This is a genomic window from Pseudoduganella sp. GCM10020061 (assembly GCF_042683405.1).
In the GTDB taxonomy this organism is placed as follows: Bacteria; Pseudomonadota; Gammaproteobacteria; order Burkholderiales; family Burkholderiaceae_D; genus Telluria.
Genome location: NZ_JBHUJS010000003.1, coordinates 500,885 through 525,758 on the forward strand (window position 1 = coordinate 500,885; position 24,874 = coordinate 525,758).

Below are 24,874 nucleotides of genomic sequence, written 5' to 3' on the forward strand. Positions count from 1 at the left end.
GAGTCCGGCGGATCGGGCATTGCCATGGCGTGGAAGCCGTTTCCCTATCCGAGCGCGGACTACGAGTATTCGAGCGCCACCCTGAAGCGCGCCTGGCCGGCGCTGCACGCGGGCGACGCGGAACCGTGGCCGCGCAGCGCGGCGCTGGTGGGCGCGTGGATCGACTTCCATGCCGGCCGCTTCGAGCAGGCGGCGCAGGCGGGGCTGGAACGCGGCCTGGCCGGCTATTCGGTGGCCAACAAGGCCAGCTGCATGCAGGCGGTGTACCTGTCCGACCGGACGCGCAAGTGCGCGCTGCTGCTGGAAGTGGCCGAACGCTGCACGCACCAGCAGAAGGAGCAGCCCGACAGCGCCGCGGCCTTCTATTGGCACGCGTTCGCGCTGGGCCGCCACGCCCAGGAGATCTCGGTGCTGGAAGCGCTGGCGCGCGGAGTCGCCGGCCAGGTGCGCTCCAGCCTGGATACCACCTTGCGGCTGGAGCCACGCCATGCGGACGCGCATATCGCGCTGGGGGTCTATCACGCCGAGATCATCGACAAGGTCGGCGCGCTCGTCGGCGCCCTCACGTACGGCGCCAGCCGGGACGAGGCGCTGCGCCACTTCCGCCGGGCGCTGGAGCTGATCCCCGGCTCGGCGATCGCGCGTGTCGAGTACGCGCGCGGCCTGCAGCTGATCGACGGGCGCGCCGGGGCCGCGCAGGCGCGGGAACTGCGCGAGCAAGCCGCCGCCAGCACGGCGCACGATGCAATGGAAAGGCTGGACATTGAACGCGCACGCCAGGAAATCGCGGCCTGAACCGCCCGCCCGCCATTTGCATCCGGCCGACCTGCACGGGGCCGGCCGCCTGCTGCTGCTGGCGGCCGAAGTGCTGGTCGACCAGATCGACGCGCTGCACCTGAAGCTGCTGGGGCAGTCGCTCGAACAGCCCGGCTCGGGCGGCGTCACCGGCTTCGTGTACCGGCGCGCGAAATGGTCCGTCACGTTCACCGGCCGCTGGCTCGACAGCTGGGCCGGCGCCGCCACCGGGCCGCGCCGCTCGACTGCGCAGCGCGAGGCGGTGTTGGCGGCGCTGAACGGCGTGTTCGGCGACCTGCTGGAACGCGCCGGCAATCCGCTGGCCATCCCGATGCGCCTGCGTTCCGGCGGCAAGCCGGTGGCGATGGACCGGGACGCGCTGGCGGCGCTGGATGGCGGAGAGCATGCGAAGCTGCTGATCCTGGTGCACGGCCTGTGCCGCAGCGACCTGCAGTGGCGCAGCGCCAACCACGACCATGGCGCCGCGCTGGCGCGCGACCTCGGCTACGTGCCGCTCTACCTGCACTACAACAGCGGCCGCCACATCTCGGCCAACGGCCGCGACCTGGCCGCCCTGCTCGACGAACTGGTCGCGCACTGGCCCGGCCACATCGGCGAGATCGCGATCCTCACGCACAGCATGGGCGGCCTGGTCGCGCGCAGCGCCTGCCATTACGGCGAAGAGGCAGGACATCCCTGGCGCGCGGCGCTGCGGCACCTGGTCTTCCTTGGCACCCCGCATCACGGCGCGCCGCTGGAACGCCATGGCAACTGGCTGACCGCGGTGCTGGGACGCAGCCGCGCCACAGCGCCGTTTGCCCGGCTGGGCCGGCTGCGCAGCGCCGGCATCACGGACCTGCGCTATGGGAACCTGGTGGATGAGGACTGGCACGGGCTGGACCGCTTCCACCATGCCGAAAGGCTCCCGCGCCCGCTGCCCCTGCCGAAGGGCGTGCGCTGCTATACGATTGCCGCCACCACCGGCAGCCGCCTGGGCGACATCCGCGACCGGCTGCTGGGCGACGGGCTGGTGCCGCTGGACACGGCGCTCGGGCGCCATCCCGATCCGGCCCGCACGCTGGCGTTTCCGGCCTCGCACCAGTGGATCGGCTTCGGCATGCACCACCTGGAACTGCTCAGCCGCGCGGAAGTGTACGAGCAGCTGCGGCACTGGCTGGCCCCGCGCACGCGGAGGCGGAAGGCGCTGCGTCAGGGCTGACGGGGCATGCGCATCACGCGCTCGTGCAGGCGGCCGAACGGCGGATACAGCCAGCCCACGGGGCTGAGCCGCCCCTGCCGGAACACCGGCTTGAGATGGCTGAAATTGCGGAAGCCCTCCTCGCCATGGTAGCTGCCCATGCCCGACGCGCCGACCCCGCCGAACGGCAGGCTGTCCTGCGCCACGTGCAGCAGGGTGTCGTTGACCGTGACGCCGCCCGATACCGTGTGCTCGACCACGCGCCGGATCGTCGCGCGGTCGGTCTCGAACAGGTACAGCGCCAGCGGCCGCGGGCGCGCATTGATCCAGGCCAGCGCCTCGTCCAGCGTGTCGTACGCCAGCACCGGCAGGATCGGGCCGAAGATCTCCTCCTCCAGCACCCGGCTGCCGGGTGCGCAGTCGAACAGCAGCACCGGCGGGAACAGGCGCCGCGCGGGATCGGCGCGCATGTCGGTCAGCGGCACGGCGCGGGCGCCGCGCGCCAGCGCATCGTCCAGCAGGGCCTGCAGCCGATCGGCGTGGCGCTGCGAGACGATGCTGGTGTAGTCGCGCGTATCGCCGGAGGGGTAGAACGCGGAGGCGGCGCGGCGGGCCGCTTCGGCAAACCGCTCCAGGCGCGCGCGCGGCACGAACGCGTAATCGGGCGCGATGCAGGTCTGGCCCGCGTTCAGCGTCTTGCCTACCACCAGGCGTTGCACCAGCCGGTCGAAAAGGGTGTCCGGCATGGCGCCGGGTCCCACGATGGCCGGAGACTTGCCGCCCAGTTCGAGCGTCACCGGGGTCAGGTGTTCGCTGGCCGCGCGCATCACGTCGCGCCCGACCGCGGTCGAACCGGTAAACAGCAGGTGGTCGAACGGCAGGGAGCAAAAGCGCCGCGCGAAGTCCGGACCGCCGTTGAAGATGCGCAGCTCGTCCTCGCCGAAACGCCCGGCGACCAGGCCGGCCAGCAGCTCGCCCAGGCGCGGCGTGAGTTCCGACATCTTGACCATCACGCGGTTTCCCGCCACCAAGGCCGAATTGAGCGGCCCGAGCGAGAGCGACAGGGGATAGTTCCACGGCACCACAATGCCGCAGGCGCCCAGCGGCTGCGGTTCCAGCGACGCCCTGCCCGGCCAGTACTTGATGCCGACCGGGCGCTGGCGCGCATCCATCCAGGCTTTTCCGTGGCGCAGCGAGTAGTGGATACCGTCGAGCAGGGGATTAATTTCGAGCAGTTCGGTCTCGTGGCGCGAACGCTGGCCGAAGTCGGCGCTGATGGCGGCGGCCAGCGCGCCGCGCTGGTCGAGCAGCAGCTGGCGCAGGCGCTGCAGGCGGTCGGCGCGCACGTCCCACGCGACGGGACCGATGGCGCGCGAGGCGTCGCGCTGGGCGGCGAAGGTGGCGGACAGGGCCTGTTCATCTGGGGCCATAATCTTATTGTACGTTAGCGTTCGCCGTGCCGCATCTGGACTTGATCGCCCATCCGGAGCATGATTCACATCAGGACAAATCGTTTCTGGCGGGGAGGTGGTATGCAATGGCGAAACAGCGCGTCGCAGTACGGCTGGTTGTCTGCCGGGCTGCACTGGTTGATGTTGCTGCTGCTGGCAGCAGTGTACGCGACCATGGAACTGGAAGACCTCGCTGGGGAAGGAAGCGCCGCCCGCGAAGCGATGGAGACCTGGCACTACATGCTCGGCCTGTCCGTACTGGCGCTGTTGGCGCTGCGCCTGGCGGTGCGCCTGGCCAGCCCGGTGCCGGCCATCACGCCCGCGCCGTCGCTGTGGCAACACCGCGCCGCCACGGTCGTGCATATAGCGCTGTACCTGTTCATGCTCGGCATGCCCTTGCTGGGCTGGGGGATCCTGAGCGCCGAGGGCGAGCCTATTCCGTTCGGCCTGCCGCCACTCACCGGCGTGAGCGAATCGCTGGAAGACTGGCTCGAAGAGCTCCATGAAATCGGCGCCACGATCGGATATATCCTGATCGGACTGCATGCGGCGGCGGCGCTGTTCCACCACTACGTCATGCACGACGACACGCTGCGCAGGATCCTGCCGCGCTGGCGCTAGCGCGTCGCCACAACGGGAGCGTCAGGAGCCGGCCCAGGGCGTGCCGAACACGCCGACCGCCAGTTCCGCCCAGGTGAAGAAGAACACCAGGAACAGCACCACGCCGACCGCAATCCGCTGCCCCGTGGTCTTCACCATGCGCGACCCGGCCACGTACAGCAGGCCGATGGTCGACAGCAGGATGCCCATGACGATGAAGTCGGTTTCGTCCCAGTTGACTTCCGTGTTGAACTGCATCGCGACCAGCGGGATGAGCAGGAGCAGCCCCGTGACAAGGAAAACCGTCAGGATGCTCCTGCCGAGGGGTGGTTTCACGTTGAGTTCACGGTCGCCGTTCATGGTTGCCATTGTTGTTCTCCTTGCAGTGAGTAGTGTGTCAGTGCGCTCACTGTAGCGCTGCAATGTGAAGGCACGATGCACCCGGCGTGAAGCCGTCCGCCCTGGCCTACTTCTTCTGGATCTTGTTGTGGATGTCGTTCACCGCCATCACGGCGGCAGAACCATAGAACTTGTGATATTCGGCCACCATCTCGCCATTGATGATCACCGGGTCGGTCGCGACCCAGGTTTTGGCCGTCTCGATATCCGGCGTGTTGAAGACGAAGATGCCACGGCGCCCTTCGACACCATCCAGCGGCCCGGCCAGCACCAGCTTCTTCTCCCCCGCCAGCCGCTCCATGTTGGCGAAGTGGCCCTTGAACATCTGCGCGCGGGCGTCCTTGTCCGCCACCTTGTTCGGGCCGGTCTTGAGGATCACCAGCACGTACTGGCGCATGCCGCGCTCGTCGCCGCCGAGCGACTTTGCCAGTTCGGCGTCATACGCGGCGGCAGGCGCTGCGGCGGGCGGGGTTTGCGCCGCAGCGGACGCCATTGCACAGGACAGGGACATGCAGACAGCGAGGGCCGACTTCTGCCACATAGGATTCTCCGGAGAGGGTTGGTATGGACGTCGAGTGTAGCAGGCCGATGTCGGCACAACAACGCGCCCCGCGCAGCCGAGTGTGGCGGAATCGGCCCATTCATGGCCGATTCCGCCAACCGCCCTGACACCGGAACCCGGCTCAGGCCCGGTCGGGGCTGGCGGCCGCCGCATGGATTGGCGAATTCTTGCGGTAGCGCGACAGGAACACCAGCGCCCCCAGCGGAAGCGAGAACGCCAGGATGGTCGGTCCGGCCAGGTGGAAGAAATAGCTCGCGCTCAGGATCTGGAACGCGACGGGCGACACGTCCAGCTGGCCCGTGTGCCAATTGAGGCTGATCTTGCCCACGCCGACGAGGATGGCAATGATCCAGAGCCATTTCCTGCGCAGCCCCTTGGTGCGCACGCACTTGACCAGCGCGACCAACGACACCAGGAAGGCCGCAACGGTGGCGGCGAGGACCGTCCACTGGAGCGCGCCGGCGCCTTCGATCGTGAGTCCGCCCTGTTCTTCCAGCGGGACCTGCTGCGGATGGACATAGAGGCCGACGATCTTGCGGACGCCGTCGCGCTCATCCACCGACACCGTCACGACGATCGATTTGCCGCCGATGATGTATTCGAACAGCGAGCCGTCGCTGGTCACGCCGTTCTGCATCCGCCTCTGGTACTGCACCAGGTGGACCGAATCCGGCTCACCGGGCGGGATCGCATCGGCCATTTGCGCAAGCGTCTTCCGGCCCAGCGCCTTGCCCTTCAGCGAATCGTCCAGCTCCGCTTCCAGCGCAGCGAAGTCGCGGCTGCGCAGCTTGGCGATATGGCTTTTCGCCTCCGCCTGCACTTCGGCAGGCGCGAGCTTCTCGACCATCGCGTATTTGTCGCACCCGCCCAGGATCAAGGCGAACAGCATCAGTCCAAGAAAGCGCATCTCCCACCCCCGTTATGATTGTGTTACCAAATCATAACAGCGTCAGCGACTGGCGGTTACCCTGGGGGCGCCGGAGCGGAAGGCTTACTCGGGACGGTCGTCCTGCGCGATGTACAGCGCCTGCTCCAGTCCCAGCGCAAAGCCGGCAATGGTCGCGGCCTGGTCGGTGCCGTTGATGACGCGGCGCGCCTCCAGGTAGTCCGTCTCGTCGGGGTTGATGAAGGTGCCGAGCCGCCGCCCGGTGAACAGCCCTTCGCGCATCCCGATCGACATGATGCGGTAGGCCGTCAGCGGATCGAGCGCGCGGTCGGGCTCATCGAGCAGGCCGTCGCCCAGCCCGAGCCGGCGGCCGAGGTTGTAGTAGTTGGTGCGCCCGGTGATCTGCACGTAGCCGCGCCCCTTGTAGCGCTTGCCGTCGCCCGGCACCACGTTGCCGAGCCTCGCACCCAGCGGCGTGTTCGGCTCGTACTTGAAGAAGTAGCCGTCGTTGCCGTACTCGGCGACCGGCATCCACACGTCCGCGCACTCATGCTTGACGGTGGCCAGCATGTACGCGGCGATGCGGATGTCGTCGATGGCGGGATCGAGCTGGATATAGCCGAGCAGGACGTCGAGGCCGCTGCGCTTGGGCGCGGCGAGCGGCCCGAAACGCTCTTCGTAGGCGAGGAAGAAGCTCTGGTGGTGGAACCACATGATGGCCTCCATCGTTGGCTGGCACATCCTGAGCTTAGGCTTGCGACCCCCGTCGCCGTTGATTTATCTAAACAATTTGCGGAATGGACGCAGCGTTTCTTGCGATCCGTCGCGTTTGACGCTCACCTTCGCGGCGCGATGACTCCGCGCCCGGCGAAAGCGTCGATGCGCTCGCCGGACAGGCCCCAGGCGCGCAGCACGTCGGCGGGACTGGCCGGATTCCCGGCAGCCCTGGGCATGTCCGCGGCAGTGCGGCTGAAGCGCGGCGCGGGCGCAGGCTGCACGACCCCATCGATATCGACGTAGGTGCCGCGCGCGTGGTTGTGCGCATGCTGCGGCGCCTCGTCGATGTCGAGCACCGGCGCGAAGCAGGCGTCCGATCCTTCCAGCAGCGCGCACCACTCATCGCGCGTGCGCTGGCGCATCAGCGCCGCCAGCTTGTCGCGCAGCGCCGGCCACATGACCGGATCGTTCTGCCGCGCGAAGGCGGGATCGTCGATGCCGGCCGCTTCCAGCAGGCGCCGGTAGAACTGCGGTTCGATCGCGCCGATGGCGACAAATTTGCCGTCTGCGCAGGCGTAGGTGCCGTAGAAGTGCGCGCCGCCGTCGAGCATGTTGGCGCCACGCTCGCGGCTCCAGGCGCCGGCCGCGCGCATGCCGTACACCATGGCGCCCAGCGTGGCGGCGCCATCGACCATCGCGGCATCGACCACCTGGCCTTTGCCGGACGCCTTTGCTTCGAGCGCGGCGCAGACGACGCCGAATGCGAGCATCATCCCGCCTCCGCCGAAGTCCCCCAGCAGGTTCAGGGGCGGATCGGGGGGCGTGCCGGGACGGCCCATCGCCGCCAGCATCCCGCTCAGCGCGATGTAGTTGATATCGTGGCCGGCCGCCTGCGACAGCGGACCTTCCTGGCCCCATCCGGTGACGCGGCCATACACCAGGCGCGGATTGCGGCCGAGGCACACATCGGGGCCAAGGCCGAGCCGCTCCATCACGCCCGGCCTGAAACCTTCGACCAGGATGTCGGCGCCGGCCACGAGTTCGAGCACCAGTTCGCGCGCGCCCTCCTGCTTGAGGTCCAGCGCCAGCGTGTCACGGCTGCGCGCCATGACATCGAACTTCGTGCCAAGGATGGGAAACGGGTTAGGCGCGCCGGGTGTGGCCTGGCGGTCGATGCGGATCACGTGCGCGCCCATATCCGCAAGCATCATGGCCGCGAACGGGCACGGGCCGATACCCACCATTTCCACGACCCTGATTCCCGCCAGCGGACCCGCCATGCCAACTCCTAGAGTGAACGCGCGATGATCTCTTTCATGATCTCGTTCGCGCCACCGTAGATGCGCTGCACGCGCGCGTCAACGTACATCTGCGCGATCGGATACTCGAGCATGTAGCCGTAGCCGCCGAACAGCTGCACGCACTGGTCCACCACCTTGCACTGCAGGTCGGAGATCCAGTACTTGGCCATGGAGGCCTGCACGGTATCCATGCGGCCCGCCAGCATGTCTTCGACGCAGCGGTCGATGAAGATGCGCGCAATGGTGGCCTCGGTCTTGATCTCGGCGAGCACGAAGCGGGTGTTCTGCAGTTCGATCAGCGGCTGCCCGAACACCTTGCGTTCGCGCGTGTGTTCCAGCGTCAGGCGCAGGGCTCGCTCGATGGAGGCGACGCCGCACACGCCGAGGATGGTGCGCTCGTACGGCAGCTCCTGCATCAGCTGCGCAAAGCCCTTTCCTTCCACGCCGCCCAGCAGGTTCTCGCGCGGCACGCGGGCGCCGTCGAAGAACAGCTCGCAGGTGTCCTGCCCTTTCTGTCCGACTTTTTCCAGGATTCGGCCGACGCGGAAACCACCGCCGCAATTCTTCGTTTCCAGCAGCAGCAGCGAAATGCCCTTGCCGCCCGCGGCCGGATCGGTCTTGGCGACGACCAGGATCAGGTCGGCCAGGTAGCCGTTGGAGATGAAGGTCTTCGAGCCGTCGACGACGTAATGGTCGCCAGACAGGCGCGCAGTGGTGCGCACGCCTTTGAGGTCGGAGCCGGCGCCCGGTTCGGACATCGCAATCGCCGCGACCATCTCGCCGCTTGCCAGCTTGGGCAGGTAGTGGCGCTTCTGCTCCTCCGTGCCCTGGTTAAGGATGTAGTGCGCGACGATCGCATGCACGTGGATGCCGAACGCCGTGTCGCCCGCATCGCTCAGTTCCTCGAACACGATGGCCTGGTGCGCGAAGCTGCCGCCCGATCCGCCATATTCGTCCGGGATATCGGCCAGCAGCATGCCCATCTCGCCTGCCTTGTTCCAAAGCGCGCGGTCGACGTGCTGCTGCTCGCGCCAGCGCTCCTGGTGCGGCACGATTTCTGCGTCGATGAAGCGCCGTACCGCGGTGCGGAAGCCGTGCAGCTCCTCATTCATCCATGGGGACGCGGTTTGCATTGCGCGGCTCCTTACACCGACTGGTACATCGTCACGACACAGGCGCCGCCCAGCCCCAGGTTGTGCTGGAGCGCGGTGCGCGCGCCTGCCACCTGGCGCGCGTCCGCGCTGCCGCGCAGCTGGTGCGTCAGCTCGTAGCACTGCGCAAGGCCGGTGGCGCCGAGCGGATGGCCTTTCGACAGCAGCCCGCCGGAAGGATTGGTGACGACCGTGCCGCCATAGGTGTTGCCGCCTTCGGTGATGAACTTGTCGGCGCCGCCTTCCGGGCACAGGCCCAGCGCTTCATAGGTGATCAGCTCATTGTGCGCAAAGCAGTCATGGAGCTCAACCACGTCCAGGTCCTGCGGACCGATGCCGGTCTGCTCGTAGACCTGCTGCGCGGCGGCGCGGCTCATGTCGTAGCCGACCACCCGCATCATGTCGTTCGAGTCGAAGGTGCCGGGGCGGTCGGTGGTCATGGCCTGGCCAGCGATGACCACGTCGGCGCGCAGCTTGTGCTTGCGCGCGAATGCTTCGGACACCAGTACCGCGGCGGCCGCGCCGCAGGTGGGCGGGCATGCCATCAGGCGCGTCATCACGCCCGGCCAGATCGTGGGCGCGTTCATCACGTCTTCCGTGCTGACCTCCTTGCGGAACAGCGCCAGCGGATTGTTCACCGCATGGCGGCTGGCCTTGGCGCGCACCTTTGCGAACGCTTCCAGCGGGGTGCCGTACTTTTCCATGTGTGCCAATCCCGCGCCGCCGAAGTAGCGCAGCGCCAGCGGGATCCCGGGCATGCCGACCAGGCGGTCGGTGACCTCGTCGAACGGGTCGAACGGGCTCGGACGGTCGGTGAACACGGAGGCAAGCGCGCCGGGGCTCATCTGCTCGAAGCCGAGCACCAGCACGCAGTCGGCCGCGCCGCTTTCCACGGCCTGGCGGGCGAGGAACAGCGCGGTGGAACCGGTGGAGCAGTTGTTGTTGACGTTGAAGACCGGGATGCCGGTCATGCCCACCTTGTACAGCGCCTTCTGGCCGCTGGTGGAGTCGCCGTACACATAGCCGCAGTAGGCCTGCTGCACGTCGTCATAGCCGATGCCGGCATCGTCCAGCGCCGCGCGGGCGGCGATCGAGCCCATCTCGTCGTACGGCGCGCTGGCGCCCGGCTTGGCGAACGGGATCATCCCGACGCCGCTGACAAAGACTTTGCTGCCCATTGCTTTCCTCCGCGATGACCCGGCCGGTGCGGCCCTGCGTCCGATTATAGGCTGGCGCCTGGGGCCATTTTGGCAATTAATTAGAGGAACTCTTCTTGTCCCGGCGGGGCGTTCCAAGCGGCGCCCCGCCACCGGCGAAGCGACACACGTCAATAAAGGGATGTCAGCTCCGCAATTTCATGTCATAATGCGAATCATTCTCATTATCGTTTGTCTTCAAACTGAAAGGTCTTCATGTTCAGCTCGCAACCACGCCGCCCCGCAGGCCGCTTCCAACCCCGCCCACTGGTTTCCGCCCTCCGCATCATGCTGCTGGCATTGCCCGCCGGCGCCGCGCCACTGGCGTTTGCGGACGACGTCCCGCAGGAAGTACGCATTGTCGGAACCGCGGAAGGCACCTATGGCGTGAAAGCGACCACCACGGCCACCAGGACCGACACTCCCCTGCTCGATACGCCGCAGTCGGTCACGGTGATCACGAAGGAACTCATCGAAGACCAGGCGATGCTGAGCATCTCCGACGCCATCCGCTACGTCCCGGGCATCGTGCCGGCGCAAGGCGAAGGGAACCGCGACACTGCCGTCTTCCGGGGCAATAGCTCCACGTCCGACTTCTATGTCGACGGCATGCGCGACGACGTGCAGTACTACCGCGACTTCTACAACATCGACAGCCTGGAAGCGCTGAAGGGATCGAATGCGATGATCTTCGGCCGCGGCGGCTCGGGCGGCGTGATCAACCGCGTCACCAAGACCCCGCAATGGCGCCATATCGGGCAGGCGTCCGTGACGCTCGGGTCCTACCGCAACCGCCGGGCGACCGTCGACGTGGGCGACGCCATTAACGAAGACGTCGCGTTCCGCGTCAACGCGCTGGCCGAGGACTCCGGCAGCTATCGCGACCAGGTCGGCATCCGCCGCTTCGGCATCAACCCGACGCTCGCCTTCCGCATCGGCGAGCGCACCAGCGCGGTCATCGGCTACGAGCATTTCAAGGACGAGCGCGTGGCCGACCGTGGCATTCCATCGTTCCAGAACAGGCCGGTCGACACCGATGTGTCGACCTTCTTCGGCAGCGCCGAGGGCAGCCCGACCTGGGCCGACGTCGACGCTTTCAGCGCGTTGGTCGAGCATGATTTCGGCAACGGCGTCTCCCTGCGCAACCGGACCCGCCACGCCGACTACGACAAGTTCTACCAGAATATCTTCCCGGGCGCGGTGAATGGCGCGGGCACGATGGTGTCGATCTCCGCGTACAGCAATGCCACGCAGCGCAAGAACTTCTTCAACCAGACCGACCTGACGTTCGACCTCCAGACCGGGAAGGTCAGGCACACGCTGCTGGCCGGCGTGGAGCTGGGCAGCCAGGAGTCGGACAACAAGCGCCTCACCGGCTACTTCCTCGGCCTGGGGCCGACCGTTACGTCGGCCAGCGTACCGGTGTCGAACCCGGTGCCGACGCAGCCTGTCACGTTCAAGCCATCGGCAACGGACGCCGACAACCACGGCAAGGCCACGGTGGCATCCGTGTACCTGCAGGACCAGATCGAACTGAGCCCGCAGTGGCTGGCGGTGCTCGGCCTGCGCTATGACCGCTTCAAGGTCGACTTCCTCAACAACCGTACCGGCGCCACGATCGAGCAGACCGACACCCCGGTGTCGCCGCGCGCTGGCCTGGTGTACAAGCCGCTGCCAACGGTGTCGCTCTACGGCAGCTACAGCGTGGCTTACGTGCCGCGCGCAGGCGAGCAGCTGTCGTCCCTGACCGCCACCAACAAGGCCTTCGATCCGGAGGAATTCAGGAATGTCGAATTCGGCGTCAAGTGGGATGCCGCGCCGAACCTCGCGCTGACCGCAGCGGTGTACCGGCTCGATCGCAGCAACGTGGTGATTACCGATCCGGCCGACGCCACCCGCTCGATCCTGGTCGACGGCCAGCGCTCCAAAGGCCTCGAACTGGGCATCAGCGGCAATGTCACGCGCGCATGGAGCGTGATGGGCGGCTATGCGTACCAGGACGCGACGATCACCACCAGCCAGTCGGCGACGGCGAAGGCCGGTGCGCGCCTGGCGCAGGTGCCGGAACATTCGCTCTCGCTGTGGAACCGGTACGATTTCACGCCGGCCTTCGGCGCGGCGCTGGGCGTGGTGTACCGCGGCGACATCTTCGCCTCGACCAGCAATACGACCAGCCTGCCCGCATTCACGCGCGTTGACGCTGCGCTGTACTACAAGGTCAGCGACGCGCTGCGCCTGCAGCTGAACGTGGAAAATGCATTCGACAGGAAGTACTACGCGTCCGCCCACAGCAACGACAACATCACGCCGGGTTCGCCGCGCGCGGCGCGTCTCGGCCTGACCGGCAATTTCTAAGATGACCGGGCTGCGGCGTCACTCGGGGACGTCGCCGTCCGGCAGCGCAAACTCGCCGCGCTCGAAGGCGGCAATCACGGCTTTCGCTTCGTCGATGTAGTTGTGGGGGACGAGGATGCGCACGCCGCCGACAGCGGCAGTCCATAAGGTATTGGTCTGCACCAGCTGGTCGTCGGCGATGGCTGCCGGGATGCCCGACGCGGCCAGGCAGCCCTGCATGATGTGCGCCTGGGTGGGATCAAGATAGACGGCGACCGTGAACAGGTCCCGCGCCGGCAGCGCCTCGGCCTCGCGTCCGCATTCGCCGGCGATGGTGGAGAATCCTGTGGCGTGACTGTGGCTCATTTCGCACTCCTCGACGTTGTACTGCCGAGTACATCTTACCGATTTTCACTACCGGTGCGCGCGCAGGACAGGTAAGCCGCACGCCGCTCACGCACCTACCGATTTACCAGGCAAAAAAAACGCACGCTTCATCGCGTGCGTTTTTCCTTGCCCCGTTCTGCCTTATGCGGCGCCGGCGGTGTTCTCGCACAGCGTCAGCTGCGCGCGGCGGATCGGGCAGCTCGCCGCCGCCAGCAGCTCGCGCCGCTCTGCCAGCAGTTCGAACACGGCGTCCTTCGACAGCACATAGCGTTCCAGCAGCGTGTCCTTGAGCGACTCGATCACGCCCTTGTAGTCGCGGATCGCGGACAGCGTGTAGCTGTACAGCTCATCGGCCTTCTCTTCCACCTGGCGCAGCGTGCTGTCGCCGGCCGCCTCGCTCTTGAGCTGCGAGTAGTCGATCTTCGAACGCGAGTACATCGACAGGCGGTTGACCATCAGGTTCAGCATCTTGGTCGCCTTTTCGATGTCGTTCTGGCTGCCCACCGAGATGCCGCGCGCACCATAGAACAGCTCTTCGGTCGCCACGCCGCCGTACAGGCCGATCACGTCGCGCTCCAGCTCTTCCAGCGTCTTGAGCGACGCGTCGTCGCCCGACTGCAGCACATAACCCAGCGCGCCGATCTTCGAGACCGATTCGGTCGAGATCTTCAGCAGGTGCGACTTCTCCTTCACCTCTTCCAGCGACAGGCCTTCGCGCAGGTACGGGTCGATCTGCATGAAGAAATGGCCCAACTCGTGCAGCGCCACGCGCTCGCGCTGCTTCTCCTTGTCGGCCGAGGTGGCGCGGTCGGTCAGGCCGATCGTGGCGCGCTCGTAGGCGCGGAACATCACGTCGGTGTTGATCACCAGCTTGTCCTGGATCGAGATCATGCTCGCGCGCTCGACCACGGTTTCCAGCAGCGCCGGGCTGAGGTTCGCCGTGATCTCGGCCACCTGGTTCAGGTCCAGGTCGTCCCAGTCGACGATGCCCTTCTCCTTGCGCGACAGGAAGCTCTTGATCAGCTCCGCGCGCTCGCTCTTGTTCGGCAGGCGGAAGTTGATCTTCACCGAGAAGCGGCGCAGCATCGCTTCGTCCATCTCGCTGTTGGCATCGTCGAAGTTCGACGCGACCACCCAGATCACGCCCTGGCCCTTGTCGCTCTTGACGCCGTCCAGCAGGCCAAGCAGCGTGTTGGCGGTGTCGTCTTCCCATTTCTTCTCGCCGCGGCCGCGCGGCACGAACAGCGTCTGCGCTTCGTCCAGGAAGATGATGCAATTGCCCTTGGCGCAGGCCTTGCGGTACAGCGCGTTGAGCGCCTTGGAGCCGCCGCCGACGTAGCCCGATTCGAGCGCCGAGCCGGACGCCGAAATCAGCGGCATGTTCAGGCGCTTGGCCAGGTAGCCCACCAGCTTGGTCTTGCCGGTACCGGCAGGACCGGACAGCATCACGTTGAACGGCTTGTCGATGTTGTGCGACTTGTACAGCGCACGGTTGCGGATCATGTCTTCCAGGTGCAGCACTTCGGTCTTGATGTCGTCCATGCCGATCAGGTCGTCCATCGAGCCTTTCAGCTTGTCCGGCGAAATCACGTTGGCGCTCATGCCCATGCCCGGCACGCCGAACTTCAGCACGTACAGGATCAGGGTGATCAGGAAGATCTCGAATGCATAGCGCTTGAGGAACGACAGTGCCGCCTTGGCCGTGGTCTCGGTGCCGTCCTGCAGCACCGCCTTGTGCGATTCAAGGTAGTCGTCCTTGGCGATCGAGTACGGGATCGCGTTGCGCAGCAGGACCTCGCGCTCCAGCGACAGGTGCGAGGTGCTTGGCACTTTCACCACGTGCAGCTCCGGCGCGCCCTTGTACTTGTAGATGTAGCGCGGCGACTCCGACAGCGGCTTGGCCACCATCAGGTATTCCAGCTTGTCCTTTTGCGTCGCCAGCAAGGTGATCTCGGAGATGTCCTGCGAATACACGATGGGGTTGTCGGCTTGCGGGACGTGGTTCTTGTAGACCAGCACCCCGATCGCGAGTGCGGCAAGCAGCACCACAGCTGCGCGCACATACACGTTCTTGAGGGCGATCTGAAGTTTGGCAAAAGTCGGCATACGTAATCTTTATCTCTCAGGCGTAATCGTCGGCTTGGGGATAGCGCGGCGCTTAACTTTTTGCACACGGGATGTGCGGCCGGGCATACGAAATCTGATATCGACCTAATGCCCCAAGGCAAGAGGGATATGGGCACTATACCGTCAAAAAAAAGCTGCGTGTATACGAATGTGTGAAAAAGTTTTCCCGCACCACAAAACATTAGAAAGCCTGCAACGACGGGCTTTATGCTTAGCAAACATATGATGGGAAACTGCCAATTTCTATCGAGTATCGCGCTGTTTTGACGACAGGGAACATGATACCGGACGCAGAAAATTCGCGTACGGTGTCGCACAATTTGTTACCTCTTCCGCACGCTGCAGCCTGGCTGCCACCGTCGCGGCCGTTGACAGTCGGGGTGCTACTATTGCAGGCCTGACATCTCCGTGGAGCCCTCAGTGATTCCAAGACACGCAGCGCCGTTCCTGGCCGCCAGCCTGCTCGCCTCTGCCGCCGTCGCCGCGCCACAGCTTGACCAGAATATCCGCGAATCGCTGCAAAGCCGCGTCGATACCGGCGGGCTTGCCAGTGTGGTAGTCGGCCTCGTGGAAGGCGGCGAAACATCGATCCACGTGTTCCGCAAAAGCAGCGCCACGCTTCCGGATGAGCATTCCGTGTTCGAGATCGGGGACGTCTCGAAGACCTTTACCGCGCTGCTGCTGGCGCAGGCGGCCAAAACGGGCAGCGTGCGCCTGGAGCAGCCCGTCGCTACCCTCCTGCCCGGCTACAGCATTCCTTCCTACCAGGGCGCCCCGATCACGCTGCTGGACCTGGCCACGCACGCGTCGGGCCTGCCACGGCAACCCGGCAACATGCCGCTGGAACGGCCGCTCGATCCGTATTCCGATTATCAGCTGTCCGGAATGCGCGCCTTCCTGGCCGGACATCAGCTGACCCGCAAGCCGGGCGCCGTGTACGAATATTCGCACCTGGGGTACGGGCTGCTGGGATCGGCGCTTGCCGCGCAGGCGAAGCTGCCGTTCCCGCAACTGGTGCGCGACCGCATCACGGGGCCGCTGGGCATGGACTCCACCGGCTTGGCGCTGGCGCCCGCGCTGCGGGACCGCGTCATGCCCGGTTTTATGCCCTCCGGCCAGGTCTCTCCCAACTGGACCATGGATGCGATGGCGGGCACGAGCGCGATCAGCTCGACCGTGCCTGACATGCTCCGCTATCTCAGCGCCATGATGCGTGCGGAAAAAGGCTCGCCCTATGCCATGACCGTGCAGCCACGGCGCGCGGTCGACGCCGTCGGCACGCAGAGCGGACTGGCATGGAAGCTGGCGACACTGCGAGGCGCGCGCATCGCGTGGCACGAAGGCAGGACCGGCGGATATGGAAGCTTCGCGGGATTCACGCTGGATGGCCGCCGCGGTGTCGTCATCCTCACTAACACGGCGGCCGCGATGGAAGAGGTGGGGCTGAATGCGCTCGTCCCTGGAGGGAAGCCGGAACGGGTCCTGTTGCGGCAGTCCCCGGCGGCGCTTGCTGCCTACGCCGGCCGCTATGAACTCACGCCCGGCGTCATCGTCACCTTGCGCCCGTCACGGGGAGGAGGCCTGATCGAGCACACCACAGGCCAGGGAAAAGGCCTGGTTTTCGCGATTGGCGAGGACCGCTTCGGCACAGTTGGCTCGGACAAGGAATTGGTTTTCCAGCGGGATGCCGCTGGAACGGTCCACGCGCTGATTTTGCGCCATCCCGAGCTGGAAGACCGGATAGCGAAGAAGCTCCCGAACGAACAACGCGCCAGCGTCTCACTGCCGCTCAGGACGCTCAGGGAGTACGCCGGTCGCTTCCGGGTGGACGGCGGAATCATGGCCATCTTCAGCGTGAAAGACCGCCAGCTGCATGTGCAATGGGGCCAGGAGCGGTTCACGCTGACGCCCGCCGCCGAAGATGAATTCTTCAATACCGAGCGCGGCCTCGAGCTGCGCTTCAAACGCAATCCCGCGTTGAAAGTCTATGGACTGAGCGCGCGCGAGGACGGCCAGGTGATCAGCGGCTTCTTCGTGTCGGAGCGTTGAGCCGCCTGGTGACTTTTGTAGAGAAACCGGCGATGGCATTCTGCTACGCTTGCGCGACTTCGTCTTCCTGGAGCCTGTCAGTGATCAAAAGAAAATCCGTCGTGTTCGTGCTGGCCATATCGGCCGCGTCCTGCGTATTCGCCGCCCCCCAGCTCGACGACGACCTGCGCGCGGCGCTGCAGGCACGTGTGGACACCGGCGAACTGGCCAGCGTCGTCGTGGGCATCATCGACAGCGGCGAAAGCGCGATCCACACGTTCGGCAAGCCGGGCGCTGTTCCGACCGGGCAGACGGTGTATGAAATCGGCTCTGTCTCGAAGACGTTCACGGGCCTGTTGCTCGCGCAGGCCGCGAGGTCGGGCGCGGTGAGGCTGGAACAGCCCGTTGCGGAGCTGCTGCCCGGCTACCGGGTGCCCGATTTCGCGGGCAAGCACATCACGCTGCTCGACCTGGCGACGCAAAGCTCCGGGCTGCCGCGCCTGCCGAACAATATGCGCCCGGCGCGCATGGACAACCCCTATGCCGGCTACCGTGCGGCCGAGCTGCAGGCATTCCTTGCCGCGCACAAGCTGGCGCGGGAGCCAGGCAAATCGTACGAATACTCCAACCTCGGCTTCGGCCTGCTCGGCTTCGCGCTCGCCCGCCATGCCGGTACATCGTACGACGAACTGGTTCGCACGCGGATTGCCGCGCCGCTGGGGATGGAGTCCACGGCAGTCGTGCTGACGCCGTCGATGCGCGCGCGGCTCGCAACGGGCCATGATGCGGAAGGCAGGCCGGTGGCCAACTGGGACATGGACACCATGGCCGGCGCCGGCGCCATTCGATCGAACGCGCACGACATGGTCCGTTATGTGCAGGCGATGATGACGGCCGCTGCCGACAGTCCGTATGCGCTGGCGCGGCAGCCCGTGCGCCCGGCGGCAGGCAAGGACGTGCGCATCGGGTTGGGATGGCACGTCAACGCGGTGCGCGGCACGCCCGTGGTCTGGCACAACGGGATGACGGGCGGTTACGCGAGCTTCGCCGGCTTTACCGCAGACGGCAAGCGCGGCGTTGTGGTGCTGACGAATAGTGCGGTCGCGGTCGACAGCGTCGCATTGGCAGTGCTGGCGCCGGGCGCTGCGCCCGAACCGAAGCAGGTGGCGCTGCCCGCTGACGTCATGGCCGCCTACACGGGGCGCTACCAGCTCGCGCCAGACTTCGTCTTGCGCGTTCGCCCCGCTGCCAACGGCGGGCTGATGACGCAGGCAACCGGACAGGGGTGGATCCCGGCGTTTGCGACGGCACGCGACGAATTCTTCGTGCGCGGCGCCGGTGCGCGCCTGAGCTTCCAGCGCGATGCCTCGGGCGCCGTGCACAGCGTGGTGCTGCACCAGCACGGACGCAAGATGCCCGCGCCGAAGCTGGCGGCCGCGAAGCGCACGACGGTGCAGCTGGATGCGGCGACCATGGAACAGTACCGCGGCACGTACATGCTCGACATCGGGCTGGCGCTGGAAGTCACGCTGGAGGGCGGGCAGCTGTACGGGCAGGCGGCGGGACAGGAGCGCTTTCCGCTGCTGGCAGCGGCGAAGGACGAACTGTTCTACGAAGATGACGGGATCGAAGTGGCATTCCGGCGGAACGCGAGCGGCGCGGTGGACCACCTGGTGCTGCGGCAGAACGGCGGGCAGGCGCTGCGGGGCGCGCGCCAGAAGTGACACCGGCAAGGTCGCAGGCAGCACTCCCCGCTTGACGGCGCAGGAACGGTCCCCGGCTTACGCGGCGGCGGCGGCCTTGACGGTCTCGCACAGGGCGTGGAGCTTGAGGACGGTGGACCAGTTGCGCGACGTGGTGGCGTCGCCAAGCTCGGTGCCGACGGCGGCGCCGGCGCGGCATTGCAGGATCCCGGCCGGACAGCAGATGTAGGCCGCGCGCCTGCCCAGCGCGAGCTGTTCGTCGCCCCAGTCCTTCGCCGGCAAGGGTTCGAGGAGCGCATGGTCGCGCGGGCGCGTGAGGAAGAACACCAGCAGGCGCGAATGGTCGTCGGCGCTGTCCGCCAGCGGATTGTCGGCCACCACCTGCGCCAGTTCCTCGCTGTCGAGAACGGTGACGCGCGACGGCACGCCGAGCTTCATGACCAGCGCTTCCTCGATCGCGCGGCGCACTTCCTTGTGCGTCGCCTTCGGGCCCATGAACACCACGTTGCCGCTGTTGAGCAGGCTGCGCACCTCGGTAAAACCGAGGTCGCCGATCACCTTGCGCAAGTCGGCCATGGCGATGCGCTTGGCACGCCCCACATTGATACCCCTGAGCAGGGCGACGTAGCAACGGGTGTTCATGAGATCGAATCGTACCGTTACTCGTCGAAGGCGGGCGCGTGCTTGATGGTTGACGGTCGCGTTCTGCGCAAACCGTCCTCGAGAAGGCGACGGCAGCGATGGCCGTGAGCGACCTCGACTTGTCGTCGTTAGATTACGGCTTCGCCGGATGACAAGAATACAACAGCATGGGGGATGTTGCCGGCTTGCAGCGACCAGCCTGAGCACGCCATCCGGTGCGTGCTAAGATCGTCTGCAATACAGGAGGTCCGCATGCTTTCCAGCCACAGGTTTCTTCCACTTGCCAGGGTCGAGGCGGGCATGGTCCTGTCCGACGAGGTGCTCGACGGACAAGGCCAGGTGCTGCTGCCGGCCGGCACCGTGATCACAGCCGACCTCCTTGCGCGCCTGCCGGCGCATGGAGTGGACGCGCTGCCGATCGCCGTTCCGCCTGCCGCATCCGGGGAGCCGCTCGACCGCGACGCCATCCAGCGCCGCATCGCGCAGGTGTTCCGCCGCATCGATCCCGCCGATCCCGCACACGCCGCATCGCTGCAGCTGCGCCACGCCGTGGAGGCATACCGCCTGGGCGAGGTGCTGCCATGAGCGCGGTCTTGCCGGAACAGCTGGCCGGGGCGATGGACGACCTGCCATCGCTGCCAGTGGTGGTGATGGAGCTCTTGAACAGCATCGAGCAGGAAGATGTGGACATCGCCGTGCTGGCGAAGAAGGTGTCGCACGACCAGGCGCTGACCGCCAAGACGCTGCGCCTGGCCAATTCGTCCGCCTTCGGCCTGCAGCTGAAGGTCACCACGATCCAGCAGGCCATCACTTACCTGGGATTCCAGGCCACGCGCAACCTGATCACGGCAGCCGCGCTGACCGGCTGCTTTGCCGAGAACCGCTGCGCAGGCTTCGACCACAAGGCGTTCTGGCGCCATTCGATCGCCACGGCGGCCTGCGCGCGCATCCTGGCGCGGCAGATGCGCCTGAACCAGGACATCGCGTTCACGGCCGGGCTGCTGCACGACATCGGACGGCTGGTGCTGGTGAGCTCCTTCCCCGATAAGTACGCGCAGGCGATCGAGTACCGCAAGCGCACGGACTGCACGCTGCTGGAAGCGGAACGCGCCGTGCTCGGCGCCGACCATATGACGGCCGGCGCCGCGCTGGCGCGCCACTGGAATTTTTCGGAAACGATGACCCTGCCGATTGCGCTCCATCACGAGCCGGAGTCGAAGGGAGCGGGATTCCTGACGGCGATCGTGCATGTCGCCGATGCGATGGTGCACGCGCTCGATATCGGCGGTGACAAGGATGAAATCGCGCCGGCCGTCTCCCCTGTTGCCTGGGCGGCACTAGCCCTCAACGAGGAGACCTGCCTGCACGTGTTCCGCGAAACGGAACTGCAGTTTGCCGAAATCAGCGAACTGCTGCTGATGGGCTGACCTGCAGGGCCCGACAGGCGCCGACGTATCGCTACGCCGGGCATGGCGCCGTGCTGGCGCACATCGCCGGGCGCGCAGGTCAGTGTGCGTAGTTGCCCGAGCCGCCGCCGCTGCCGCCTTCGCCTTTTGCCGAGGTATCGGAGCTACCCTGCGGCTGCTGGGACTGGCCCTGTGCTGCCTGGGCTGCCTGCTGCGCTGCCTTCTCTTCTGGCTTTGGGCGGCCTTGTGCGTCGGACAGGCGGTACTTGGTCCGGCGATCGCCCATCAGGTCACGCAGGTCGCGGATGCTCATGCCGGTCACTTCGTGCATGCGGATCAGCAGCGAAGCGCCAACCGGCAGGCGGTGGTGGCGAATCTTGCTGATGACGGGTGGCGCAACCTCGAGCATGCGCGACAGGGCCGCGTCGTTCTTCAGTTGCATCTTCCCCAACAGGATGTCCAGCAGGTGATTGGGGTTGTAACTTTCCTGAGATGCCAATGCATGATGTGCCATGATTTTCCTCATCTATGTTAGTTGAAATGCGCTCTCCGACAGCGCGACCAAATTCCCTCCCGTGTCTTTTCAACAATTATTAGGCTTCACAGCAACGACGATGTGCGATCGCAACAGGCTGGCAATTGTTAAAAATCAAGCTATCGGTCGGAAATTTTGTCACGCGTACATTTCACCACATGAAGACGAATGGTGGCGCACGCAAGAGCGAATTTGCATCAATTGCTAAAAAGCTTGTTATCGATGTTAACTCACTTCTTTTACGAAATATGATTTCGATGTCTTTTGGATAATCACGGAAAAGGGATTTTGTTGCGCTATTAACATCTTTTACATTTCCGCAAAGAATGATTGAAACGACCACGTCGCGCGCGTAGCGGGGCTTTTGCTATTTACGGTAAACTTCGTCCTCTTGTACTGCCCTTCGCCCTCTTATTCATGCAGAAAAAAGTATTCATCAAGACCTTCGGCTGCCAGATGAACGAGTACGACTCCGCCAAGATGGCGGACGTGCTCGGTGCCGCCGATGGCCTGGTGCGCACCGAGAAGCCGGAAGACGCCGACGTGATCCTCCTCAATACCTGTTCGGTGCGGGAGAAGGCCCAGGAAAAAGTATTCTCGGACCTTGGCAACATCCGCAAGCTCAAGGCATCGAAGCCGGAGCTGGTGATCGGCGTGGGCGGCTGCGTGGCCTCGCAGGAAGGCGAAGCGATCGTCAGGCGCGCGCCCTTCGTGGACGTGGTGTTCGGTCCGCAGACGCTGCACCGCCTGCCGCAGCTGATCGAGCAGCGCCGCAGCAGCGGCCGCGCGCAGGTCGACATCAGCTTCCCCGAGATTGAAAAGTTCGACCACCTGCCGCCGGCGCGCGTGGAGGGAGCCAGCGCCTACGTGTCCATCATGGAAGGCTGCAGCAAGTACTGCAGCTACTGCGTGGTGCCCTACACCCGCGGCGAGGAAGTCTCGCGCCGTTTCGAGGACGTGCTGACCGAAGTCGCGGGCCTGGCCGCGCAGGGCGTGCGCGAGATCACGCTGCTGGGCCAGAACGTCAACGCGTTCCGCGGCGAGATGGAAGGCGGCGAGACCGCCGACTTCGCGCTGCTGATCGAATACGTGGCGGCCATTCCCGGCATCGAGCGCATCTACTTCGTGACCAGCCATCCCAAGGAATTCACGCAGCGCCTGATCGACACCTACGCCAGGGTGCCGCAGCTGGCCAGCCACCTGTACCTGCCGGCGCAGCACGGGTCCGACCGCATCCTGAACGCCATGAAGCGCGGCTACACCACGCTGGAATACAAGTCGATCATCCGCCGCGTGCGCGCGGTGCGGCCGGACATCACGATCGCATCGGACTTCATCGTCGGCTTCCCCGGCGAGACGGACGCCGATTTCGAGGCCATGATGAAGTTCGTCGAGGACGTCGGCTTCGACAACAGCTACAGCTTCATCTTCAGCAAGCGTCCCGGCACGCCGGCCGCCAACCTGCCCGACAACACGCCGCCCGAAGTGAAGCAGCAGCGCCTCGCGCGCCTGCAGTCGCTGATCGACGCGCAGACCCGGCGCATCACCGAAGCGATGGTGGGCAAGGTCGAACGCATCCTGGTCGAGGGCCCGTCCAAGAAAGGCGACGGCGAACTCAAAGGCCGCACCAGCACCAAGCGCCAGGTCGTGTTCCATCCGGGCGAGGCCGGCGAGTCCCTGGTGGGGCAGCTGGTCGACTTGCGCCTGGTCGAATCCCTCGATTACTCACTGCGCGGCGAACTCGTCGCCTGCGCGGACCACTTAGCCAAAGCCAGTTGAAAACCAAGACCCCATCCCAGCCGCACTACTTCATTCCCGAGCCGCTCGATAACACGCGCCTTGCGCACCTGTGCGGCCCCCTCGACGAAAACCTGCGCCAGATCTCGGCCGCACTGGACGTGACCATCTTCCGCCGCGGCGAGAAGTTCATCGTCAGCGGCGCCAACGCCGAGCGCGCGGTGGAGATCCTGGAGCGCTTCTACGCCGTCGCCAACAAGATCGTGCCGATCGAGGAAGTGCAGCTGGCCCTGGTGGAGCAGCGCACGGGCCTTAAGCCGCACATCGAAGCGCCCGAAGGCGAGGCGCCGGCGGCAGAAGAGGAAGAGGACGAAGAACTCGTCAGCCCGATCCTCAAGACGCGCCGCCACGACCTGCGCGGGCGCACCCCGCACCAGATCCGCTACCTGAAGGCGCTGCTGGAACACGACATCAGCTTCGGCGTCGGGCCGGCAGGCACCGGCAAGACCTACCTTGCGGTGGCGGGCGCGGTCGATGCGCTCGAGCGCGACGCGGTCAAGCGCATCATCCTCACGCGCCCTGCGGTGGAAGCGGGCGAACGGCTCGGCTTCCTGCCGGGCGACATGTCGCAGAAGGTCGACCCGTACCTGCGTCCTTTATATGACGCGCTGTACGACCTGCTCGGCTTCGACCGCACGCAGAAGATGTTCGAGAAGCAGGTGATCGAGATCGCGCCGCTGGCCTACATGCGCGGGCGCACGCTGAACCACGCGTTCGTGATCCTGGACGAGGCGCAGAACACCACCGTCGAGCAGATGAAGATGTTCCTGACCCGTATCGGCTTCGGCAGCAAGGCCGTGGTCACCGGCGACGTCACCCAGATCGACCTGCACAAGACCCAGCGCAGCGGCCTGGTGGACGCCATGCGCGTGCTGAAGGACGTGCGCGGTATCGCCTTTACCCAATTCTCGTCCGAGGACGTGGTGCGCCATCCGCTGGTGGCCCGCATCGTCGACGCCTATGAAAACGCCGCCTCGATCGAAGAGCTGGCCCCGATCCCGAAACCTGCCACGACCCGCAATGCAAGAAAAAAATAGCCTGTCCCTGTCCGTCCAGTACCCCGATCCGCGCCTGAAGGACGTGATCACCCGGCCCAAGGTGCGCCGCTGGGTGCAGGCCGCCCTGTTCGCGCCGGCCGAACTGACCATCCGCTTCGTCGACGCCGCAGAAGGCCAGGTCCTGAACCGCGACTATCGCCATAAGGACTATGCCACCAACGTGCTGACCTTTGCCTACTCCGAGGATACCGACGGCCCGGTGCAGGCGGACATCATCCTGTGCACCGACGTGCTGGAGCAGGAAGCGAAAGAGCAGAAGAAATCGCTGGAAGCGCACTGCGCGCACCTGATCGTGCACGGCGTGCTGCACGCGCAGGGCTACGACCACATGGACGAGGAGGAGGCAGAGGAGATGGAAGGCATCGAAACCGAGATCGTCCAGAAGCTCGGTTTCCCCAACCCGTACCAGGCCGCCTGAGAAGATATCTTCAGCTGGCAAGGTGCCAGGGGGTATCTGCCCACCTGCTGCCTTCAGGCATATACCCCTCCCCAGTATCCAACGCAAATCCTGAATTCCGGGATACCCGGGGGGAGTATCTTCGCCCGCCGGGGATCCCCCGCGCACTGCCTAAAAAACAGGCAGCGCGCATTTTGGTGTATC

General features: G+C 65.7%; 23 protein-coding genes. 11 read left to right on the forward strand and 12 right to left on the reverse strand.

All coding sequences use genetic code 11. The features are described 5' to 3' along the window. Positions 1-24 precede the first annotated feature (24 nt). Positions 25-795 (forward strand): hypothetical protein, encoded by a 771-nt coding sequence (locus ACFSQR_RS09605; RefSeq protein WP_377729533.1) that lies wholly within the window; start codon positions 25-27, stop codon positions 793-795. Next, positions 743-2,014 (forward strand): esterase/lipase family protein, encoded by a 1,272-nt coding sequence (locus ACFSQR_RS09610; protein ID WP_377729534.1) that lies wholly within the window; start codon positions 743-745, stop codon positions 2,012-2,014. Before ACFSQR_RS09605 ends, ACFSQR_RS09610 begins: the two co-directional genes overlap by 53 nt. On the opposite strand, the gene ACFSQR_RS09615 is transcribed toward ACFSQR_RS09610, so the two are convergent. Continuing rightward, positions 2,005-3,423: a coniferyl aldehyde dehydrogenase gene (locus tag ACFSQR_RS09615; RefSeq protein ID WP_377729535.1), complete on the reverse strand. Its 1,419-nt coding sequence runs from the start codon at positions 3,421-3,423 to the stop codon at positions 2,005-2,007. The two genes, ACFSQR_RS09610 and ACFSQR_RS09615, sit on opposite strands and share 10 nt — an antisense overlap. Positions 3,424-3,525: 102 nt before the next feature. On the opposite strand from ACFSQR_RS09615, the gene ACFSQR_RS09620 reads away from it, so the two are divergent. Further along, entirely contained in the window at positions 3,526-4,065 is a 540-nt protein-coding gene (locus tag ACFSQR_RS09620) for a cytochrome b (protein WP_377729536.1), read from the forward strand. 21 nt (positions 4,066-4,086) lie between these two features. On the opposite strand, the gene ACFSQR_RS09625 is transcribed toward ACFSQR_RS09620, so the two are convergent. The 7 genes from ACFSQR_RS09625 to ACFSQR_RS09655 all read right to left on the reverse strand — a co-directional run bounded on the left by ACFSQR_RS09625 (position 4,087) and on the right by ACFSQR_RS09655 (position 10,238). Continuing rightward, entirely contained in the window at positions 4,087-4,413 is a 327-nt protein-coding gene (locus ACFSQR_RS09625; RefSeq protein WP_377729537.1) for a hypothetical protein, read from the reverse strand. Between the two features lie 97 nt (positions 4,414-4,510). Then, positions 4,511-4,984 carry a YciI family protein gene (locus tag ACFSQR_RS09630; protein ID WP_377729538.1) on the reverse strand — a complete coding sequence of 158 codons (474 nt, stop codon included), beginning with the start codon at positions 4,982-4,984 and terminating at the stop codon, positions 4,511-4,513. Positions 4,985-5,126: 142 nt separating this feature from the next. Continuing rightward, positions 5,127-5,912, reverse strand: a complete 786-nt coding sequence (locus ACFSQR_RS09635; RefSeq protein ID WP_377729539.1) for a hypothetical protein — start codon at positions 5,910-5,912, stop codon at positions 5,127-5,129. A gap of 84 nt (positions 5,913-5,996) precedes the next feature. Beyond that, positions 5,997-6,605, reverse strand: coding sequence for a glycoside hydrolase family 19 protein (locus ACFSQR_RS09640; RefSeq protein ID WP_377729540.1), 609 nt, complete (start codon positions 6,603-6,605; stop codon positions 5,997-5,999). Between the two features lie 122 nt (positions 6,606-6,727). After that, on the reverse strand, positions 6,728-7,888 hold the full coding sequence (locus ACFSQR_RS09645) for a CaiB/BaiF CoA transferase family protein (RefSeq protein ID WP_377729541.1): 1,161 nt from the start codon (positions 7,886-7,888) through the stop codon (positions 6,728-6,730). An 8-nt stretch (positions 7,889-7,896) separates the two neighbouring features. Further along, positions 7,897-9,042, reverse strand: coding sequence for an acyl-CoA dehydrogenase family protein (locus tag ACFSQR_RS09650; protein WP_377729542.1), 1,146 nt, complete (start codon positions 9,040-9,042; stop codon positions 7,897-7,899). Positions 9,043-9,053: 11 nt separating this feature from the next. Continuing rightward, entirely contained in the window at positions 9,054-10,238 is a 1,185-nt protein-coding gene (locus tag ACFSQR_RS09655; RefSeq protein WP_377729543.1) for a lipid-transfer protein, read from the reverse strand. Between the two features lie 234 nt (positions 10,239-10,472). On the opposite strand from ACFSQR_RS09655, the gene ACFSQR_RS09660 reads away from it, so the two are divergent. Further along, positions 10,473-12,611, forward strand: a complete 2,139-nt coding sequence (locus ACFSQR_RS09660) for a TonB-dependent receptor (RefSeq protein ID WP_377729544.1) — start codon at positions 10,473-10,475, stop codon at positions 12,609-12,611. Positions 12,612-12,629: 18 nt separating this feature from the next. Here ACFSQR_RS09660 and ACFSQR_RS09665 read toward each other — a convergent pair whose 3' ends face one another. Together ACFSQR_RS09665 and ACFSQR_RS09670 are read right to left on the reverse strand one after the other, a co-directional pair. Further along, positions 12,630-12,956, reverse strand: a complete 327-nt coding sequence (locus ACFSQR_RS09665; protein ID WP_377729545.1) for a hypothetical protein — start codon at positions 12,954-12,956, stop codon at positions 12,630-12,632. 162 nt (positions 12,957-13,118) lie between these two features. Beyond that, positions 13,119-15,083 (reverse strand): AAA family ATPase, encoded by a 1,965-nt coding sequence (locus tag ACFSQR_RS09670; protein WP_377729546.1) that lies wholly within the window; start codon positions 15,081-15,083, stop codon positions 13,119-13,121. Between the two features lie 441 nt (positions 15,084-15,524). Here ACFSQR_RS09670 and ACFSQR_RS09675 point away from each other — a divergent pair, with 441 nt between their 5' ends. Next, on the forward strand, positions 15,525-17,153 hold the full coding sequence (locus ACFSQR_RS09675; RefSeq protein ID WP_377729547.1) for a serine hydrolase: 1,629 nt from the start codon (positions 15,525-15,527) through the stop codon (positions 17,151-17,153). An 80-nt stretch (positions 17,154-17,233) separates the two neighbouring features. Next, entirely contained in the window at positions 17,234-18,856 is a 1,623-nt protein-coding gene (locus ACFSQR_RS09680) for a serine hydrolase (protein WP_377729548.1), read from the forward strand. 57 nt (positions 18,857-18,913) lie between these two features. Here the strand turns inward: ACFSQR_RS09680 and ACFSQR_RS09685 are convergent, their stop codons facing one another. Continuing rightward, the gene (locus tag ACFSQR_RS09685) at positions 18,914-19,477 is read right to left on the reverse strand and encodes a DUF1697 domain-containing protein (protein WP_377729549.1); all 564 of its coding nucleotides are present in this window, start codon (positions 19,475-19,477) and stop codon (positions 18,914-18,916) included. A 252-nt stretch (positions 19,478-19,729) separates the two neighbouring features. Between ACFSQR_RS09685 and ACFSQR_RS09690 the strand changes: the two genes are divergently transcribed. Together ACFSQR_RS09690 and ACFSQR_RS09695 are read left to right on the forward strand one after the other, a co-directional pair. Then, positions 19,730-20,062 carry a hypothetical protein gene (locus tag ACFSQR_RS09690; protein ID WP_377729550.1) on the forward strand — a complete coding sequence of 111 codons (333 nt, stop codon included), beginning with the start codon at positions 19,730-19,732 and terminating at the stop codon, positions 20,060-20,062. Continuing rightward, on the forward strand, positions 20,059-20,904 hold the full coding sequence (locus tag ACFSQR_RS09695) for an HDOD domain-containing protein (protein WP_377729551.1): 846 nt from the start codon (positions 20,059-20,061) through the stop codon (positions 20,902-20,904). Before ACFSQR_RS09690 ends, ACFSQR_RS09695 begins: the two co-directional genes overlap by 4 nt. A 79-nt stretch (positions 20,905-20,983) precedes the next feature. On the opposite strand, the gene ACFSQR_RS09700 is transcribed toward ACFSQR_RS09695, so the two are convergent. Beyond that, the gene (locus tag ACFSQR_RS09700; RefSeq protein ID WP_377729552.1) at positions 20,984-21,397 is read right to left on the reverse strand and encodes a hypothetical protein; all 414 of its coding nucleotides are present in this window, start codon (positions 21,395-21,397) and stop codon (positions 20,984-20,986) included. Between the two features lie 438 nt (positions 21,398-21,835). Between ACFSQR_RS09700 and miaB the strand changes: the two genes are divergently transcribed. Genes miaB through ybeY form a run of 3 tightly spaced genes read left to right on the forward strand, consistent with a single transcriptional unit; the run spans position 21,836 to position 24,691 of the window. Beyond that, complete coding sequence (miaB, locus tag ACFSQR_RS09705) at positions 21,836-23,197, forward strand: tRNA (N6-isopentenyl adenosine(37)-C2)-methylthiotransferase MiaB (protein ID WP_377729553.1); 1,362 nt, start codon at positions 21,836-21,838, stop codon at positions 23,195-23,197. Then, on the forward strand, positions 23,194-24,252 hold the full coding sequence (locus ACFSQR_RS09710; protein ID WP_377729554.1) for a PhoH family protein: 1,059 nt from the start codon (positions 23,194-23,196) through the stop codon (positions 24,250-24,252). Before miaB ends, ACFSQR_RS09710 begins: the two co-directional genes overlap by 4 nt. Continuing rightward, on the forward strand, positions 24,236-24,691 hold the full coding sequence (gene ybeY, locus ACFSQR_RS09715) for an rRNA maturation RNase YbeY (protein WP_377729555.1): 456 nt from the start codon (positions 24,236-24,238) through the stop codon (positions 24,689-24,691). Before ACFSQR_RS09710 ends, ybeY begins: the two co-directional genes overlap by 17 nt. Positions 24,692-24,874 lie beyond the last annotated feature (183 nt).

Excerpts from the sequence above, each read along its gene's own strand:
- ACFSQR_RS09605 (WP_377729533.1), top strand. The coding sequence starts at position 25 with ATGGCGTGGAAGCCGTTTCCCTATCCGAGCGCGGACTACGAGTATTCG.
- ACFSQR_RS09610 (WP_377729534.1), top strand. The coding sequence starts at position 743 with ATGCAATGGAAAGGCTGGACATTGAACGCGCACGCCAGGAAATCGCGG.
- ACFSQR_RS09615 (WP_377729535.1), bottom strand. The coding sequence starts at position 3,423 with ATGGCCCCAGATGAACAGGCCCTGTCCGCCACCTTCGCCGCCCAGCGC.
- ACFSQR_RS09620 (WP_377729536.1), top strand. The coding sequence starts at position 3,526 with ATGCAATGGCGAAACAGCGCGTCGCAGTACGGCTGGTTGTCTGCCGGG.
- ACFSQR_RS09625 (WP_377729537.1), bottom strand. The coding sequence starts at position 4,413 with ATGGCAACCATGAACGGCGACCGTGAACTCAACGTGAAACCACCCCTC.
- ACFSQR_RS09630 (WP_377729538.1), bottom strand. The coding sequence starts at position 4,984 with ATGTGGCAGAAGTCGGCCCTCGCTGTCTGCATGTCCCTGTCCTGTGCA.
- ACFSQR_RS09635 (WP_377729539.1), bottom strand. The coding sequence starts at position 5,912 with ATGCGCTTTCTTGGACTGATGCTGTTCGCCTTGATCCTGGGCGGGTGC.
- ACFSQR_RS09640 (WP_377729540.1), bottom strand. The coding sequence starts at position 6,605 with ATGTGGTTCCACCACCAGAGCTTCTTCCTCGCCTACGAAGAGCGTTTC.
- ACFSQR_RS09645 (WP_377729541.1), bottom strand. The coding sequence starts at position 7,888 with ATGGCGGGTCCGCTGGCGGGAATCAGGGTCGTGGAAATGGTGGGTATC.
- ACFSQR_RS09650 (WP_377729542.1), bottom strand. The coding sequence starts at position 9,042 with ATGCAAACCGCGTCCCCATGGATGAATGAGGAGCTGCACGGCTTCCGC.
- ACFSQR_RS09655 (WP_377729543.1), bottom strand. The coding sequence starts at position 10,238 with ATGGGCAGCAAAGTCTTTGTCAGCGGCGTCGGGATGATCCCGTTCGCC.
- ACFSQR_RS09660 (WP_377729544.1), top strand. The coding sequence starts at position 10,473 with ATGTTCAGCTCGCAACCACGCCGCCCCGCAGGCCGCTTCCAACCCCGC.
- ACFSQR_RS09665 (WP_377729545.1), bottom strand. The coding sequence starts at position 12,956 with ATGAGCCACAGTCACGCCACAGGATTCTCCACCATCGCCGGCGAATGC.
- ACFSQR_RS09670 (WP_377729546.1), bottom strand. The coding sequence starts at position 15,083 with ATGCCGACTTTTGCCAAACTTCAGATCGCCCTCAAGAACGTGTATGTG.
- ACFSQR_RS09685 (WP_377729549.1), bottom strand. The coding sequence starts at position 19,477 with ATGAACACCCGTTGCTACGTCGCCCTGCTCAGGGGTATCAATGTGGGG.
- ACFSQR_RS09690 (WP_377729550.1), top strand. The coding sequence starts at position 19,730 with ATGCTTTCCAGCCACAGGTTTCTTCCACTTGCCAGGGTCGAGGCGGGC.
- ACFSQR_RS09695 (WP_377729551.1), top strand. The coding sequence starts at position 20,059 with ATGAGCGCGGTCTTGCCGGAACAGCTGGCCGGGGCGATGGACGACCTG.
- ACFSQR_RS09700 (WP_377729552.1), bottom strand. The coding sequence starts at position 21,397 with ATGGCACATCATGCATTGGCATCTCAGGAAAGTTACAACCCCAATCAC.
- miaB (WP_377729553.1), top strand. The coding sequence starts at position 21,836 with ATGCAGAAAAAAGTATTCATCAAGACCTTCGGCTGCCAGATGAACGAG.
- ybeY (WP_377729555.1), top strand. The coding sequence starts at position 24,236 with ATGCAAGAAAAAAATAGCCTGTCCCTGTCCGTCCAGTACCCCGATCCG.